Origin of the sequence: Prochlorococcus marinus XMU1406 (assembly GCF_017696055.1) — a bacterium.
GTDB classification, from domain to species: Bacteria; Cyanobacteriota; Cyanobacteriia; order PCC-6307; family Cyanobiaceae; genus Prochlorococcus_A; species Prochlorococcus_A marinus_W.
The window spans coordinates 28,874-45,588 of the sequence record NZ_JAAORG010000003.1 but is presented as its reverse complement, the minus strand read 5'-3'; the positions used below and the strand labels follow the sequence as shown (position 1 = coordinate 45,588).

Here is a 16,715-nt window from a genome sequence, read left to right as displayed (position 1 = left end):
TTAGTATGTTAAAAAAATCAATAAATTGACAAAGATACTTATTCCTTCCGAAAAAAGCTCTGGTGAAAGGAGAGTTTCAGCTACACCAGAAGCGGTAAAGAAATTAAAAGGCCTTGGATGTGATGTTTATATTGAAAGTTCAGCTGGAAAATTATCAGGATTTAGTGACTTATCATATGAAGAATCGGGCGGAATAATAATAAATAACTTAGATCATAAAATTTGGGGTGAAGCGGACTTAATATTTTGTGTTCAAACTCCATCTGAGGAGAATTTAACTAAATTAAAGGAAGGCGCTGTTCTTCTTGGTCTTCTGAACCCATACGGTAATAAGCAGCTTCTCAGGATTATTGATAGTAATAAGATTTCAGCTTTATCACTAGAGTTGCTTCCGAGGATTAGTAGAGCTCAATCTTCTGATGTCCTTTCTTCTCAGGCCAATATCGCCGGATACAAAGCAGTTCTTTTAGCTGCAAGTGAGTTAGATAGATATTTCCCAATGCTTATGACTGCAGCAGGAACTGTTCAACCTGCCAAAGTAGTGGTTCTTGGAGGAGGCGTTGCAGGATTGCAGGCAGTCGCTACAGCAAAAAGACTTGGAGCAATAGTATTTGTATCCGATATAAGACCTGCTGTTAAAGAACAAGTAGAGTCTCTTGGAGCAAGGTTTATAGAACTTCCTGAAGTTGACGAAAAACCAGGAGAGGCAGGAGGTTATGCAAAAGCTGTAACTCCTGAATTTCTTTCAAAACAGAAGGCTACTTTAACTAAATATTTATCTGAAGCTGATGTTGCTATATGTACCGCGCAAGTTTTAGGTAAAAAGGCTCCTGTTTTAATAGACTCTCCGATGATCGAAAAAATGCGGCCTGGTGCAGTAGTGATTGATTTGGCAGTTTCTCAGGGAGGTAATTGTGAAGGAACAAAATCAAATGAAACTATTATCAAAGATGGGGTAAAACTTATAGGAGCGGGAGAATTACCCTCATCAGTTCCTTATGATGCAAGTTCACTTTATGCTAAGAACTTAACATCTTTGATTACGCCTTTTATAAAAGATGGTGTAATTAAATTAGATAAAGAGGATGAACTCATTTCTGGATGTTTATTAAGCGATGAAGGAGTTGTTCTTCAAAATAAAGTTTTTGAAAATTGAGGTTTTAAAATTATGTCTTTTGTAAGTCTTCTTTGGGTTCTTTTACTTGGCAGTTTATTGGGTCTCGAGTTAATTGGAAAAGTTCCTCCTACTCTTCACACACCTCTAATGAGCGGAGCAAATGCAATTTCAGGAATAACAATGCTGGCAGCATTAACTTTAATTGTAAAAGCAGAAGGTAACGTACCTCTTTTAATAATTGGTTCAGTTTCTCTTGGATTTGCTCTTTTCAACGTCGTAGGCGGTTTCTTTGTAACTGATCGAATGCTCGCGATGTTTAGTCGTAAACCATCAAATAAGAAGTAATTTTTAACATGAATCTACCTGTAATTATTAAATTCGTTATTGACCTTCTAGCTGTACTTTTACTGGCTTTGGGAATTAAAGGATTGTCAAAAGTAAAATCAGCAAGGGATGCCAATAGATTAGCTGCATTTGCAATGTCGTTATCAGTAATAGGATTACTTTCTTATTATTTGGGTTCTTCTGGAATTTCTATTCAGTCTTGGGTTTGGATAATAATTGGATCGATCATAGGTAGTTTGTTCGGAGCAATACTTGCAAAAAAAGTACCTATGACCTCCATGCCTGAGACAGTGGCGTTGTTCAATGGTTGTGGAGGAATGTCATCACTTTTAGTGGCCTTAGGAGTGGCTATTTTTCCTATATCTGGTGGCCAAGAAAATCTTGATTTTTTTAAGTCACTGATTAACGAAGTTTCAATCTCTGTTTCTATATTTGTTGGTGCCATAACTTTCACAGGTTCAATTGTGGCAATGGCAAAGTTACAGGGTTGGCTGTCAACTCCAGGATGGACTCAGAGCAAAGTTAGACATTTTGTAAATATTGTTTTTGCAGTTGCTTCCTTGATAGCCTTTTTTGATTTGATAAACGGTAATACAAGTTCTATTTGGCTTTTAGTTATAGTTTCTTCTTTATTAGGTATAGGAGTTACTTTACCAATTGGTGGAGCTGATATGCCAGTTGTTATATCTTTATTAAATAGCTATTCAGGGATTGCAGCAGCAGCAGCAGGTTTCGTTGTAGATAGTCAGCTTTTGATAGTAGCAGGCGCAATGGTTGGAGCTGCAGGTCTAATACTTACTCAAGTAATGTGCAAAGGTATGAATAGATCATTGGTATCAGTTCTTTTTGGAGGATCTTTATCTGCGCAAAGTACAGCCTCTTCTGGTTCAGGAGAATATACAAATATAACTTCTTGCAGCGTTGAAGAATGTGCATTGACTTTAGAGGCAGCTAACAAGGTAATAATTGTTCCTGGTTATGGTTTAGCAGTAGCTCAAGCCCAACATACTTTAAGGGAAGTTACAAAAAAACTTGAGCAAAATGGTATTGAAGTTGTTTATGCAATACATCCTGTAGCAGGGAGGATGCCTGGACATATGAATGTACTTTTAGCAGAAGCAGATGTTCCTTATGAACAACTTAAAGAGATGGACGTTGTAAATCCTGATTTTCCAGCAACGGATGTTGTTTTAGTTTTAGGAGCAAATGATGTGGTTAATCCTCAGGCTAAAAATGATAGCTCTTCTCCTTTATATGGTATGCCAGTTCTTGATGTGCAGGAAGCAAGAACGGTATTTGTAATTAAACGAGGCATGAGTGCAGGCTACTCCGGAATAAAAAATGATTTATTTGATCTTCCAAATACCTCTATGGTCTTTGGTGATGCAAAAAAGGTACTGAATGATTTGATTGGAGAATTAAAGGATCTTGGAGTTGGGGAGAAATAATAGTATATCTTCTAGCTTTTCAGATTACTTAAAAAATAAGCCATTTCGAGAAGTCTTACCTTGGATAGGTGGTGACTTACAAACTTTGAGAGATACTTTTGTTATTGATTTTGGTAAATCAAAAAAAAATAAAAAAATATTCTTTCCGATTCATAAAATTCTTTCTAAAAAATTTGAATGTGATTATCTTCTAGGGTTTTTAGAATTACCTGAAAACTTAAACTCTCTTAGAGGTTTTGTAATCGTTACACATGGTTTAGGGGGCTCAACTAAACGGTTTGGTTTAAGAAGAATTTCTAGGAAATTAGTAAATAATGGTTTTGGAGTTCTTAAATTAAATCTAAGAGGATCTGGATCTGCGAGATATTTAGCTAAAGGAAATTATTGTGCTAGATGCTCCAGTGATGTTATTTCAGCAATTAATCATTTTAAAAAATTCATTAATTTAGAGTTTAAAGATCTGATTAAGATGAATAATCTTCCAATTTATGGAGTTGGATTATCTTTAGGCGGAACAATTCTTTTAAATTCCTGCTTAGATTACGATGAAAACAAAGGAGAAAAACTTTTAGATGGCCTAGCCTGTGTGAGTAGCCCTTTAGATTTATCATCATGCAGTCTCTGTATTGAAAAATCTAGAAATTATATATACCAAAAATGGTTACTTAACCGCTTAAAAAATCAGTTATGGGAGGGATATAATGATGAAGGCAAAATTCTTAATAATGAGAAATTAAGAAAAAAAATTAGAAGTTTAAAAAGTATAAGGGAATTTGATCAGAAATTTACAGCTCCTAGTTGGGGATTTAATTCTTTAGAAGATTATTATGTTAAAGCTTCTCCAATATTTAGAATCCAAAACTCAATAAAAAAATTACCTCAAATGCTTTTTATTCATGCCAAAGATGATCCTTGGGTTCCATATAATGCAACTTTGAATTTAAGAGGAAAATTTATTGATAAATTTACTATTTTTATAACTGAAAAAGGAGGTCATAATGGTTTTCATTCGATTAATGGCTGCTGGTCAGACGAAGTTGTAAAGAACTGGTTTATTAGTATCTAGGACTATTTAAAAATGGTGTTTTTTTAAAAATCCATTTTTCTATTGGCTTACCGTTAATAATATGTGAGGTAAAAATTTCTGAAATTTTTTCTGGAGAAACTTTCTCATACCAAATACCATCAGGCCAAACAAGAAGAATTGGGCCGTTCTTACATATTCTTAAACAGTCAGCTTTTGATCTTAATATATGAACGTTTTTTGTACAGGGATCATTCTCAAATTTTTTTAAAGTCTTTTTCAGATATTCCCATGTTTTTTGACCTTCATTTCCTTTAAAGCATTTCTGTTTTGTGGGTGTTGCGCATAGCAGAAGGTGTTTATTTACCCATTTTGTCATTTTTAAATCCCTCTGCCATACTCCCATTAAGCTAATTCTAGGGCATGATACAATCACCCGTTAAAACTTCTTTTTCAAAGGGTAAAGCAACTAGTATTGCTGTTAAATTATGAGCTGAATTAAATATTTCCTGTATTAGTTCTATACAGAAACTGATAATAATTAGACATTTTCTGAGATTTTTCTTTGAAATTACTTGTCTTTATTTATTTTTTTTTATAAAAATGTAGTTATCGGCACAATTTTTGAACTTTAATATTTTGGGATCATATAAAGTAAAAACCTTACATAAGGAAAAATCATTTTCTTTTTCAAGAATCGGACCTGATATTTACGGCTCCACTCATCCTCAGAATTTATTATCTGAAATCAAGGAAAGAGCTGAATTTTTATATCAGTTATTGGACAGGCATGTAATTTCTATAGACCCCTTTAGTAATGATTGTCTCCTACAACTTTTTAGGCTGGCGGCAAAATTTGAAAGTAATCCAAACAGATATATTTCCCATAACAGTCCCCTCAAGGGAAAGATACTCATAAATGCCTTTTATGAACCAAGCACCAGAACAAGATTATCGTTTGACAGCGCATGGCACAGGCTGGGTGGCGATTCAATAAATATCACCGATAAAAGTTCCACTGGAATTGCCAAGGGAGAAACCCATCTGGATATTGCTCATATGTTTAATAATTACGGTGACTGCATTGTCCTCAGAGAAAGTGACAATAAGGCGATTTTTGAAATGACAAAATCATTGAGAATTCCAATAATCAATGCCGGTAATGGAATCGATGAACATCCCACTCAGGCGATGTCTGATCTTTATACGATTTTTAAATGGAGACCGCATCTGGTTAACAAATCAATTGATGATAGTGAAAAAATAACCATTGGTATCATCGGAGTTCCATCACGTATGAGAACGGTCAGATCTCTTCTGAAATTATTCTGCAAGTTTTCATATTTCATAAAAAAAATTATTGTCATTTACGATGACAAATCCATCGATCAGAACGATCTATTTGATGAAGGTCAGCTGGAACAACTTATTGAATCTGGTCTAAAGATTCAGCTGGAGACGGATATGCAAAAAGTATTACCTTCCTTGGACGTTACCTATATAAATGCAATTGCATGGGTGGGAGAAAATTATGAGGTTCATGGAAGTGCATTTAGATTGCACAGTGAGTTGCCATTTAAAAAAGATTCAATAATATTGCATCCACTTGCGCGTGGCCCTGAATTGTCAACATCACTGGATCAGACCTCAAAAAATTGGTATTTTGCTCAGTCAAGAGGCGCAGTATTTGTAAGAATGGCATTACTTACCTGTCTGATGGATAGAACAACAAGAGTAATGGATGTCATTTAACTAGATGTGTGGAATAGGGGGGGTTTTTAATAAATCAAAAGATAAATCTGTTGAACCTCAGATTCTTGTAAATATGGCTGCTATTCAAAGCCATCGTGGACCGGACGGTTTTGGGTATAAATTATCAGATGATGCTTCTGTAGGATTCTGTCATGCGCGACTATCAATAATAGATTTAAATGAAAATCGAGCTAGACAGCCTTTTATTGGAGGTGACAAAAATCATATTTTGATGGCACATAACGGTGAATTTTATGACTTTCAAAGAATCAGGGCTGATCTTGTTGCTCAGGGCGTAAACTTTTCTTCAAAAAGTGATTCGGAAATATTGCTTAGACTTTATGAGAAATATGGCATTGATGAGTCATTATCTTATCTGAGAGGAGAATTTGCCTTTTCATTGTTTGATGCAGAAAAGGATTGTCTTTATCTTGTAAGAGATCGATTTGGGATTAAACCTCAATACTGGATTGAGACCGATGATTCTATAATATTTGGCTCTGAATTAAAAGTATTATTTGCCCATCCATCAGTTGAAAGAAAATTTACGGGAGAAGGACTGGTTCATCAGTTGATGCAGGTTATGGTCCCTGGCTCTACAGCATTTGCAGGTGTTAAACAAGTTAAGCCTGGATATATTCTTAAGGTCAAAAGATTAAATAATCAATTTCAGATAACAGAGGAAAAGTTCTGGGATATAAATTTCCCAAAGAAAAACAATTATGAAAGAGAAAAAAGTGAAGAATATTTTATTGAAAATATTAGAAAAGAATTGTTGAGAGCTGTCGAATTAAGAATGGTTGCTGATGTTCCGGTCGGCTGTTATTTATCCGGTGGAATTGATAGTTGCTCAATTTTGGGATTGGCTTCTGCAATAAGTCAAAAATCAGTAAAGGCATTCACGATTGGTTTCAGTGATGAAAGATATGATGAAACTTCGATAGCAAAAGAGATGGCTGTCGCCACAAATGCAGATCATGAGATTTTAAAAATAAATGGGGATGATCTGTATGGGAATTTTGAAAAGGTTCTATGGTTTACTGAAAGATCTATTTATAACACCCTTGCAATTGCAAAATACCTTATGAGTAAAAGAGTGAATGAGCTCGATTATAAGGTCGTTATGACAGGAGAGGGTTCAGATGAATTGTTTGGTGGCTATCCCGCTTTTAGAAAAGATATGTATACCTATGGGGTAGGAATTTCTAATGCAGAATCTAGGAATCTTAAAGAAAATCTAGAAAATTCAAATGATATTTTTAAAGGCGCGATGCTAGCTAATGAAGAGATAAGTAATCAATCTTTCAAGGAATTTTTAGGATTTACGCCAAGTTGCCTTCAACCTTGGCTTGCATGTGAAACTTATGCCAAAAGTCTAGTCTCAAGTAAATATAAAGAGTTAACGGAAGATTATGATCCTGGAGCGGCAATTTTTGGAGAACTTGATCTTGAACAGTTAGAGGATAGATACGCAATTGATCAGGCTCAGTACGTTTGGATGAAGACTATGCTTGAGGGCCAAATTCTCACATGGGGAGGAGATAGAGTGGATATGTCAAATTCAATGGAAGCCAGACCTGCATTTTTAGATCATTACCTAGCTGAAGCTGCTGTTGCTGTTCCCCCTGAATTAAGGATTAAAGACAATGTCGAGAAGTATGTTTTAAGAGAAGCCATGTCAGGATTACTGCCTGAATCATTATATAAACGTGAAAAATTTCCTTTTATGGCTCCCCCTTCTCATGCAGATAAAGATAATTTAAGTTCTATGCAGGAAATTGTGGGTGAGTTTTTAAGTCCAGAGAGGATAAGAGAATTTGGAATCTTGGATGAAACAGAAGTAAATAATTTGCTGAATAAATTTTTTAGTTCAGAGCTTGATGCCTCAGAAAAAGTACAATTGGATGCAATAATCAATCATCTTTTAAGCGTTCAGATCTTATATAAGATTTTTATAATTGAGGATATCCCAGATAAGGCTCAAAAGATGGCTGATAATTTAGGTTGGAAAGTTTGAATTCGTTCCTTAAATTAATTTCTGAAAAGGTGTAAACCAATACAGGTTTTATTTGAAAAATAAGAGACCTTAAGTAGGTTTAAGTAATAGAAGTATGAGCTATAGCGCTGGGTTAAATATCCTAGAGCCACAGGTAATAAATAGGGAGAGAATCCAAGAATTGATAAATTCTTTTTCTTCAATCGGAGCTTCTGAGAATGGTTCTGTTTCAAGAAGAGGGTTTTCTGATGAAGATATATATGCAAGAAATTTTTTTATGAAAACCCTTGAGGACTTAGGTTTAAAAATAAGGATAGATACTGCAGGAAATATTATTGCAAGATTAGATGGTCATGATAATAATTTACCTCCTATTGTTACTGGATCTCATCTCGACACTGTTCCAAAGGGAGGTAAGTACGACGGAACTTTAGGAGTAATTGCAGGAATCGAAATTGCTTTTTTCCTTCAGGAAAATGACATTAAATTAAATAGACCATTTGAAATAATTGTCTTTGCTGATGAAGAATCGACAATGATTGGTTGTAAAGGCTTTACAGGTAATTTATCTGTAAACGAAGAAGATTTTATTACTAGTAATTCTTGTTCAATAATTGATAATCTTTCTCTGATTGGTGGAAATTGGCTTGAGATTAGAAGTGCGGCAAGAAGTAAAAAAGATATATTCGCTTTTCTTGAATTACATGTTGAACAGGGAAAGGTTCTAGAAGATGGTGGTTTGGATATCGGAATTGTTAATGGAATAGTAGGTCAAAAAAGAATAACCGTTAAGGTTACAGGCCAGGCAAATCATGCAGGAACTACACCGATGTCAAATAGAAATGATGCACTTTTGGCCGCCTCTAAAATTATTGTTGGCATTGAACAGATTGCTAAAACTACTTCTGAAAGTGCAGTCGCAACAGTTGGTAAATTGAAATTACATCCAAATGCGGCAAATGTTATTCCAGGAGAGGCAGTATTCACTATAGATATGAGAGATTTGGATGAAGATGTAATTGGGAAAATGAGTTTAAGAATTGAGAATCTATGCTCAGAAATTCAAGAAGTTACTGGATGCGTAGTACAGATAGAAGCTCAATTTGAAGTGATTCCCACTAAGTCATGCCCTAAATTAGTGAGCTCTTCATTTCATGAATCTGAAAAGTTGGGATTTAAAACTGGAATCTTACCAAGCAAAGCAAGTCATGACTCACAAGAAATAGGAAGGATTTGTCCTATGGTTATGATCTTTGTCCCAAGCAGGAATGGTCTGAGTCATTCCTATAAGGAATATACTTCTCTTGATCAATGTGCTAATGGTATTGAGGTTTTATTAAATACAATATTTTCTATTGATAAGAATTTTTTAGACAAGCCTCTAATGATATAAATGACATTTTCAATTATTGGTTTTGATCCTTTAAAAAATAGATTTGGTGTTGCAGTTTCTTCTTGTCATATAGCTGTTGGCTCAACAGTTTCATTCGTTAGATCACAGGTTGGTGCTGTTGCAACTCAAGGGCAAACTAATCCTTATTTAGGGTTAAGAAGTCTTGAGTCACTCCAATGCTGCTCTGATTCAAAAATTGTTTTGGAAGATTTAATTAAAGAAGATTTTGGCAGGAATAAAAGACAGGTTCACTTAATTGATAAGTATGGGAGAAGCGCATGCTGGACAGGTCAAGAATGTTTTCAGATAAGCGGACATATAAGTGGAGAAAACTTTTCTGTTGCTGGCAATTTTCTAGAGAATATTGAAGTTCTTGAGGTGATGGCTGATGTTTTTAAACAAAGTGATCCAAATATTAAATTAGGGAAAAGACTAATTGATGCTCTTAATGCAGGAGAAAATATAGGTGGAGATAGACGAAGCCCCCGTTCAACCTCAAGCGCCCTAAAGGTAAGCGGAGAACTAGGCTTTCCCCTTTTAGACCTTAGAGTTGATTATCATGATTCTTCTGTAGATGAACTAATTAGAATTTATAGACATAGTCAAAGTGAATGGGCCCAGGAATGGAGAGATTCAATGAATGACTTGCCTGAAATGAACATGAAACGAGAATTCAGAGTGGCATAAAGTTTAAAGATAAAAACTTTGCTTATAAGTTCAACATCCAATAGTCGTAAGAAATGGTTAGTTAGGTGACTTTTAATATTCACTTTTATCCAATACTTACGTATTTTTTTCCTTTTTTAATTTCTTGCTCAACAAAAAGTCTGGCCCAATTGTCGACTTCAAGAATATCCTCCAATTCGGGACTCAAATTCAAATTCTCCATATGTGATTCACAAGCTTTACTTATAAATGTTGGAATTTCTTGAAAAGAAATTTTTTCTTTAAGGAATTGTTCAACAGCCATTTCATTAGCAGCATTTAAGACTGCAGGCATAGTCCCAGAAGATTTTCCTGCGGCGTAGGCTAGTCCCATGCATGGATATTTAAACTCGTCTGGCTCTTTAAAAGTTAATTTTCCAATTTCACTTAGGTTTAATCTTTTCCAATTTGTTTTAAATCTTTCAGGCCAACTCATCGCATATAAAATAGGTAGTTTCATATCTGGCCAACCTAATTGAGCTAATACTGAAGAATCTTCCATCTCAATCATTGAATGAATAATACTTTGAGGGTGGATAACTATTTCGATATTTTCGTAAGAGGTACCAAATAAATAATGAGCTTCTATAACTTCTAATCCTTTATTCATAAGAGTTGCAGAATCTACAGTTATTTTTTTTCCCATATCCCAATTAGGATGTGAAGTTGCATCTTCCACTGTGACATGCTTTAAATCCTCAACGGCCCAATCTCTGAAAGCACCACCAGAAGCTGTTAAATGTATTGCTTTTAAACCTTTAGGTATCTCTCCTGTTGAAAAATCTGCATTTTCATAATTGGGTAATCCTTGTAAACATTGAAAGATAGCAGAGTGTTCTGAATCTGCAGGTAAAAGCCTACTATTATTTTTCTTTAATGCAGGAATAACAATTGGCCCTGCCGCGATTAAAGTTTCTTTGTTAGCAAGTGCAATATTTTTCCCCGCATTAATTGCTGACATTGTTGGAATTAAGCCAGCACAGCCTACTATCCCTGTAACCACAGTATCTGCCTTATCCCATGCTGCAACTGCGTTAATCCCCTCCTTCCCACTCAAAACCAAGGGAGGACTATCCAAATCTAAGTTATTAATATTATCTTTTAAATCTTCTATAAGATTTTCATCCTCAATCGCGACTACTTCTGGTTTATGTGTTTTAACTTGTTCGGTTAATAAATTAATATTTCTTCCTGCCGAAAGAGCTACGGCTTTAAACTTATAAGGCTGCTCACTAGCTATTTCGAGAGTTTGAGTCCCAATTGAACCTGTAGAACCGAGCACAGTAATGTATTTCAATTTTCTCTGATATTTCTAATATCTTCCCATTTAAAGGTGTATTTAAAAAACAAAAATTTCAAATTTGTTTTTTTCTTAAAATTTAGACCCTTATCCATTTTGTTATTTCCTTTGATTGATCAATAAGTTCAATACCTTTTTCTTTTAACAAACTCCTGATTTCATCCGCCTTCGCATAATTCTTTTCCATTTTTGCTTTCAATCTTTCATTAATAAGTGATGATATTTCTTCCTCTTTTATTTTACTTTCTTTTACTAAAACCTCTTTTTTAAGACCAAGTACCTCAGTCAACTTTTCAAGAGTTTTAAAATTCTCAAGTAGAAACAATTTTTCATTTAGGTCTATTGTAAAACCTTCAACCCTTTGAAATTGGTTTAAAAAGTTTTTTAATGGTTTCGCTAAATCGTAAATAATTGCAATAGCACCTGCTGTATTAAGGTCATTTCCAAGAGCCTCAGAAAATTTAAGCTTTTTTTGAGATAATTCAAAACTTATTTTCTCTTTATATTCTTCTGCGAGAGATTCATTTTTATCAATAGATCTAAAATCACCTTTTGTAAGGTCCATAAAAGAAAGGGCTACATTAATATTTTTCCAAGCTTCTGAAGCACTCCTTAAAGCTTCTTCCGTAAAATCAAGTGGTTTTCTATAATTCACAGTCATAACAAAATATCGCAAAGTCATAGGGCTTATGCCTGACTTAATTAGCTCTCTGATAGTTTTAAAATTTTTAAGTGATTTACTCATCTTTTGTCCATTTACATTGACCATCCCATTGTGTAACCAATAGTTTGCTAGCTTTTTGCCATTGGCTGCTTCTGATTGAGCGATTTCATTCTCATGATGTGGAAAAATCAAATCAGAACCACCTAAATGGATATCAATAGTATCTCCTAATTCATCTTTAACCATTGCCGAACATTCAATGTGCCATCCTGGCCTACCTTTACCCCATGGCGAATCAAAAAATGGTTCATCATCTTTGGCTTTTTTCCATAGTGCAAAATCTTGCGGATTTAGTTTTTTACTATTTTCCTCATTAGCCATTCTTCCTTGCTGATTGATATTTTGTTCTTGTATATTTTGCTTACTAAGCTTTCCATAATTTTTATTTTTAAAAACAGAATAATAAACATCTCCATCCCTAGAGTATGCATAACCTTTGTCCTCAAGGATTGTAATGAAGGAGCAGATATTGCATATATGATTCGTTGCTCTTGGCATACTATCCGGACGCATTATCCCTAAAGAATCCATATCTTTATGAAATTCAATAATATTCTTTTCAGATACTTCCTTCATTGAACTGCTTTCTTCTTTCGCTCTTTTTAAGATCTTGTCATCAATATCTGTAAAATTTTGAACATACTTCACTTTGTAATCACTGTATATTAAAAATCTTCGCAATACATCCCAAGCTATATAACTTCTGGCATGACCAAGATGACATAAATCATAAACAGTTACTCCACAACAATAAATTTTTACTACATCATCAATAGGTTTAAAAACCTCAACCCTTTTGCTTAAAGTATTAAAAAGTTTGATCATCTTAAATTAAGTATTTCATAAGGTTTATTTTGTCTCCATCCAATTATCTCCAATACCAATATCAACTAAAAGAGGCACATTTAATTTTACACAATCTTCCATAGTCTTCTTCACTAATTTCGTAGTAAGTTCCAAAGAATCTGGTTCAACTTCAAACAATAATTCATCATGTACTTGTAAAAGCATTTTTGCGGGAACATTCATTTCTATAAATTTTTTATTTAGTTGAACCATTGCAATTTTGATAATGTCTGCACTTGAACCCTGAATTGGTGCATTAGCTGCAGCTCTCAATGACTGTGCCTCCATGCCTGCCCTTCTTGCAGATTGCAAGTCAATTGCATAAGGATCCTTCCCCATTAGTCTTCCAAGTCCATTTTTATCAAACTTAAATTCTCTCTTTCGACCAAAAATTGTTTTAACATAACCTTTTGATAGGGCAAGCCTTTCTTGGAGTTCAAGAAATTTGAAAATTTTTGAATATCTTTCTTTGTATTTTATTAGGAATTCTTTTGCTTCTGGAGTACTTACTCCTGTTGAACGTGCAAACTTTTTTATTCCCATACCATAGATAACTCCAAAATTTATTGTTTTTCCAACTCTCCTCTCATCAGAAGATATTTCTTCTTTCTCAAAAATTAATCTTGCAGTCAAAGAATGAATGTCATCATTTTTATGAAACGCATTTATTAGTATTTCTTCATCCGCTAAGTGAGCGAGTATTCTTAATTCAATCTGAGAATAATCAGCTGATAAAAGTTTCCAATTTTTTTCAGGCAAGAATGCTTTTCTGATTCTCCTACTAAATTCAGTCCTAACTGGGATATTTTGAAGATTAGGATTGCTACTACTTAGTCTCCCAGTTGCTGTAGCAGCTTGATTAAAGTTTGTATGAACTCTTCCTGTCTTTTTGTTAATAAGATTTGGAAGAGCATCAATATAGGTGCTAAGTAATTTGCTAAGAGTTCTGTGTTTTATTAAATGTTGGATTATTTCATGTTCGTCGACTAATCTTTCAAGAACTACTGCATCTGTACTCCATCCTGTTTTTGTTTTCCGTGATTTTTTCTTATCCAAATTTAATTTTTCAAACAAGATCTCACCAAGTTGTTTTGGTGAAGATAGATTAAAAGTCTCCTCTGCTAATTCATAAACTTTATTTTCAATATCTTCTAAGGTACTTTTTAGTTCTTTTGAGAGTTTATCCAAATAAGGGATGTCTATGGTTATGCCATTCATTTCCATTTGGGACAATACCGGCTCTAAAGGCAGCTCGATTTCTTTGAACAATTTGATTAATTCATCTTTTTCCTTTGAAAATCTTTCTTTGAAAATTTTTACAATCTTAAAAGTTAGAAAAACATCATAACCGCAGTAAATACTTGCTTCATCAATATCAACAAATGAAAAGTCTTTATTCTTCCCAACTGTTTCTTTAAATGAAGGGGGCTTAAATCCAAATAATCTAAAACTAATTTCACTTAACCCATGTTTCTCCTGATTATTAAGAAGGTAGTCTGCTAACAAAGTGTCAAAGGTTACGCCTTTAAGATCAATTCCATGATTAAAAAATATTTGCCTATCAAATTTAGAATTTTGGAGTGCCTTTTCTTTGTTTGGATCTTCTATCCAATTTCTTAGCTTTGAGAAAACATCTTCAATTAATAATTGATTTGAGGTCTCTTTTTTTGTTTGATGACCAAGAGGTATATAAAATAAATCATCATTTTCTTCTCCAAGACATAACCCTATCCCAACAAGTTCTGCATCGATTGGATTCAAATTATTGGTCTCTGTATCTAAAGAAACTATTTGATTGGTCTTGTCTAATCTTTGAATTAATTTATCAAGTAATTCGAAATCATTTACAACAATTACTTTGATTTTAGGGATTTTATTTTCACTATTTTCTAATTCATTATTACTTGAGACTTTTGGTGCCTTCTCCTCTTCTTTAGCTACATTATTTTTGGCAAAACCACCTTTGCTGAAAGTTGAATTAAAAATATCAATTTGTCTAAGTAGTGTAGATAATTCAAGTTTTTGCAGTGACTCTGAAAGTAGTTCTTGATTTATATTTTTTAATTCATAACCGTTACCTAAAATTAAAGGCACCTCAGTATTTATTTTTGCTAAATCCCTGGAAAGAAAAGCATTATGTTTATCGTTTCTGAGCTTTTCTATAACTGAACCTTTGATGAATCCTTTATATTTCTTATCGTTGTTCTGTTGAATCTTGTCCAAAGCCTGATAGATTCCATCAAGAGTGTCGTTCTCTTTTAGTAGATTTATTGCAGTTTTTGGACCTACCCCTTTAATACCCGGAATATTATCAGAACTATCACCAGTTAGGGCTTTAAGATCAACCACTCTTTCTGGCGCAACACCTAATTTTTCTTTTACTCCATTTTCATTCATAAGAGTTGGATTACCACTTTTCGCATATGGACCACCACCCATATAAAGTACATAAATATCTTTTTGATCATCTACTAATTGAAATAAGTCCCTATCTCCAGAAAGAATATTCACGCACCATCCTTTAGAAGAAGCATCATTTGCAATTGTGCCTAGGAGATCATCTGCTTCGTATCCTGGAGATTTAAAAATTGGTAAGTTAAGGCTTTCTTCTAAAATGATTTCTAGTTGTTCAATATCCTGAAAAAAAACATCTGGTGCTACATCTCTATTGGCCTTATAATTTGGATCTAATTCATGTCTGAAAGTTGGTTTTTCGGTATCAAACGTAATACAAACACCCTCAGGACTAATATTTTTGCAATTATCCAGAAGACTTTTTAGAAATCCATAAGTGACACTTGTTGGAAATCCCTCTTTGGTGGTTAAACCTCCATCAATCCCTTTGCTAAATGCATAGAAGCTTCTAAAAGCAAGTGAGTGGCCATCGACTAAAAGTAAAATTGGTTTTTTAGAGTTCTCAGATTTTAAACTCATTATCTCTTCTTAGCCCAAGGTGGAATATCAATAAAGATTTGCTCTCCAGGTTCTAATCCATCAATGACTGAAGTTTTATTGCCACTACTAATACCAATTTCAATTTTTTCAAATTTGGGAGAATTGTTTTTATCAACTTTCAAAATTCCTTTTTCACCATTTTCTGTGACAATAGAAACTGTTGGCACTAAGATTTTTTCTTCATTACCTTCGACTCTAAATTCAAGATCTGCAGTCATTCCAATTTTGATTTCTTCAGAAATATCTTTAAAATTTAAAGTTACTTCGAATGAGGTTACATTATTATCTTTTACAGCTCTTGTAGCTATTTTTTTAACTATGGCACTATATTTTTTTGAGGGATAAGCCTCTATTCTTACTGAGGCTTCTTGACCTATTTTTATTCTGCCAATGTCACTCTCAGGAACTTTCGCAACAATTTCTATGCCCTCTGATAGTTCAAAAATAAAGTTTTTGGTTTTAGGGTCTGAACTTAAGTTTGTACTTGGTGTGACATAAGATCCTATCTCAGCATATTTTGCAGTTATCTTTCCTCCATAAGGAGCTTTAATTATATAGAAACTTTTTTCAGCTTTTGCATCATTAAGTTTGGCGCTACTAATGTTGAAGTTATTTTTATAACTTTCATAGTCTTCTTTACTTACCGCACCTTCTTGATATAAATATTCCCTTCTTAAAAATTCAGATTTTTGTTTTTCTACATTTAGTTCAAGTTCTTCAATTTTATAGATAAAGTCTTCATCATCAAGAGAAGCTAAAACCTGATCTTTTTTTACAAGATCGCCCTCATCTACTTTGATTTCTTTTATTACGCCTTGCTTCCGAGGCCCAATATTGCTTGTCCTTATTGCTTTTACTTCACCACTAGTATTAATTGAATCTGAGAGGATACCTTTTTCCACTTGAACTACAAAATCAGAAATATCTTTTGACTTATTTTTCTTGAAGGAATTGGTTATAAAAACGAAAAATATAGCTAGAGAAAGCAATATAATTCCACTTCTTAGATTTATATTTTTTTTTATTAAATCAAACATTTCTTTTTAAAAGCAGAATTAGAGAATATTTAGGAACTAAATAAATAATCAAGACGATTATAATTAACTTATC

At 33.7% G+C, this 16,715-nt stretch carries 13 protein-coding genes; 8 read left to right on the top strand and 5 right to left on the bottom strand.

The genetic code is table 11. The features are described 5' to 3' along the window. The first annotated feature begins 25 nt into the window (after positions 1-25). Genes HA149_RS06560 through HA149_RS06545 form a run of 4 tightly spaced genes read left to right on the top strand, consistent with a single transcriptional unit; the run spans position 26 to position 3,976 of the window. A complete protein-coding gene (locus HA149_RS06560; protein ID WP_209114173.1) occupies positions 26-1,156 on the top strand; it encodes a Re/Si-specific NAD(P)(+) transhydrogenase subunit alpha in 1,131 nt (376 codons plus the stop codon). 12 nt (positions 1,157-1,168) lie between these two features. Further along, positions 1,169-1,462, top strand: a complete 294-nt coding sequence (locus tag HA149_RS06555) for an NAD(P) transhydrogenase subunit alpha (RefSeq protein WP_209114171.1) — start codon at positions 1,169-1,171, stop codon at positions 1,460-1,462. An 8-nt stretch (positions 1,463-1,470) separates the two neighbouring features. Beyond that, positions 1,471-2,910, top strand: a complete 1,440-nt coding sequence (locus HA149_RS06550) for an NAD(P)(+) transhydrogenase (Re/Si-specific) subunit beta (protein WP_209114169.1) — start codon at positions 1,471-1,473, stop codon at positions 2,908-2,910. Next, entirely contained in the window at positions 2,891-3,976 is a 1,086-nt protein-coding gene (locus HA149_RS06545) for an alpha/beta fold hydrolase (protein WP_209114167.1), read from the top strand. Before HA149_RS06550 ends, HA149_RS06545 begins: the two co-directional genes overlap by 20 nt. Here the strand turns inward: HA149_RS06545 and HA149_RS06540 are convergent. Continuing rightward, positions 3,966-4,313 (bottom strand): (2Fe-2S) ferredoxin domain-containing protein, encoded by a 348-nt coding sequence (locus HA149_RS06540; RefSeq protein WP_209114164.1) that lies wholly within the window; start codon positions 4,311-4,313, stop codon positions 3,966-3,968. The genes HA149_RS06545 and HA149_RS06540 overlap by 11 nt on opposite strands. 260 nt (positions 4,314-4,573) lie before the next feature. On the opposite strand from HA149_RS06540, the gene HA149_RS06535 reads away from it, so the two are divergent. The 4 genes from HA149_RS06535 (at position 4,574) to HA149_RS06520 (ending at position 9,762) form a co-directional block, all read left to right on the top strand. Next, positions 4,574-5,686, top strand: a complete 1,113-nt coding sequence (locus tag HA149_RS06535; protein WP_245154708.1) for an aspartate/ornithine carbamoyltransferase family protein — start codon at positions 4,574-4,576, stop codon at positions 5,684-5,686. Between the two features lie 4 nt (positions 5,687-5,690). Next, positions 5,691-7,703 (top strand): asparagine synthase (glutamine-hydrolyzing), encoded by a 2,013-nt coding sequence (gene asnB, locus HA149_RS06530; RefSeq protein WP_209114162.1) that lies wholly within the window; start codon positions 5,691-5,693, stop codon positions 7,701-7,703. A gap of 94 nt (positions 7,704-7,797) precedes the next feature. Continuing rightward, positions 7,798-9,075, top strand: coding sequence for a Zn-dependent hydrolase (locus HA149_RS06525; RefSeq protein WP_209114160.1), 1,278 nt, complete (start codon positions 7,798-7,800; stop codon positions 9,073-9,075). Further along, on the top strand, positions 9,076-9,762 hold the full coding sequence (locus tag HA149_RS06520) for a DUF1028 domain-containing protein (RefSeq protein WP_209114157.1): 687 nt from the start codon (positions 9,076-9,078) through the stop codon (positions 9,760-9,762). An 85-nt stretch (positions 9,763-9,847) separates the two neighbouring features. Here the strand turns inward: HA149_RS06520 and HA149_RS06515 are convergent, their stop codons facing one another. From HA149_RS06515 to HA149_RS06500, 4 genes are all read right to left on the bottom strand, one after another. Then, entirely contained in the window at positions 9,848-11,077 is a 1,230-nt protein-coding gene (locus HA149_RS06515; RefSeq protein WP_209114154.1) for a 1-deoxy-D-xylulose-5-phosphate reductoisomerase, read from the bottom strand. An 82-nt stretch (positions 11,078-11,159) separates the two neighbouring features. After that, positions 11,160-12,629: a cysteine--tRNA ligase gene (gene cysS / locus HA149_RS06510; RefSeq protein ID WP_209114152.1), complete on the bottom strand. Its 1,470-nt coding sequence runs from the start codon at positions 12,627-12,629 to the stop codon at positions 11,160-11,162. A 24-nt stretch (positions 12,630-12,653) separates the two neighbouring features. After that, positions 12,654-15,584 (bottom strand): DNA polymerase I, encoded by a 2,931-nt coding sequence (gene polA / locus HA149_RS06505; RefSeq protein ID WP_209114150.1) that lies wholly within the window; start codon positions 15,582-15,584, stop codon positions 12,654-12,656. After that, on the bottom strand, positions 15,584-16,642 hold the full coding sequence (locus tag HA149_RS06500; RefSeq protein ID WP_209114148.1) for an efflux RND transporter periplasmic adaptor subunit: 1,059 nt from the start codon (positions 16,640-16,642) through the stop codon (positions 15,584-15,586). Before HA149_RS06500 ends, polA begins: the two co-directional genes overlap by 1 nt. Positions 16,643-16,715 lie beyond the last annotated feature (73 nt).

Excerpts from the sequence above, each read along its gene's own strand:
- HA149_RS06555 (WP_209114171.1), top strand. The coding sequence starts at position 1,169 with ATGTCTTTTGTAAGTCTTCTTTGGGTTCTTTTACTTGGCAGTTTATTG.
- HA149_RS06550 (WP_209114169.1), top strand. The coding sequence starts at position 1,471 with ATGAATCTACCTGTAATTATTAAATTCGTTATTGACCTTCTAGCTGTA.
- HA149_RS06540 (WP_209114164.1), bottom strand. The coding sequence starts at position 4,313 with ATGACAAAATGGGTAAATAAACACCTTCTGCTATGCGCAACACCCACA.
- asnB (WP_209114162.1), top strand. The coding sequence starts at position 5,691 with ATGTGTGGAATAGGGGGGGTTTTTAATAAATCAAAAGATAAATCTGTT.
- HA149_RS06525 (WP_209114160.1), top strand. The coding sequence starts at position 7,798 with ATGAGCTATAGCGCTGGGTTAAATATCCTAGAGCCACAGGTAATAAAT.
- HA149_RS06520 (WP_209114157.1), top strand. The coding sequence starts at position 9,076 with ATGACATTTTCAATTATTGGTTTTGATCCTTTAAAAAATAGATTTGGT.
- cysS (WP_209114152.1), bottom strand. The coding sequence starts at position 12,629 with ATGATCAAACTTTTTAATACTTTAAGCAAAAGGGTTGAGGTTTTTAAA.
- polA (WP_209114150.1), bottom strand. The coding sequence starts at position 15,584 with ATGAGTTTAAAATCTGAGAACTCTAAAAAACCAATTTTACTTTTAGTC.
- HA149_RS06500 (WP_209114148.1), bottom strand. The coding sequence starts at position 16,642 with ATGTTTGATTTAATAAAAAAAAATATAAATCTAAGAAGTGGAATTATA.